1 tRNA gene is annotated in these 241 nt (G+C 39.0%); it reads right to left on the reverse strand.

The features are described 5' to 3' along the window. Window positions 1-58 precede the first annotated feature (58 nt). Window positions 59-134: transfer RNA gene (locus HMPREF2813_RS00350), tRNA-Glu, on the reverse strand. Window positions 135-241: the final 107 nt, after the last annotated feature.

The following is a 241-nucleotide window of genomic DNA, read 5'->3' on the forward strand; positions in this document are numbered from 1 at the left end:
CAGCTTGTTTCCAATTTTTTAAAGAACAGTAAGACAATCTAATAAAGTTATCTTTAATTGGCGTCCCCACGGGGATTCGAACCCCGGTTACCGCCGTGAAAGGGCGATGTCCTAGGCCTCTAGACGATGGGGACATCAATTAAAGATACTCTATTTTCTTTTTATCTTTTAACGTTTATTTTTCAACGTTGCTTTCGCTTCGTTTTTAATCTTGTCTACAACTATCAGCCAATCTGTGTGA

Source organism: Haemophilus sp. HMSC066A11, assembly GCF_001811665.1.
Classification (GTDB): domain Bacteria; phylum Pseudomonadota; class Gammaproteobacteria; order Enterobacterales; family Pasteurellaceae; genus Haemophilus; species Haemophilus influenzae.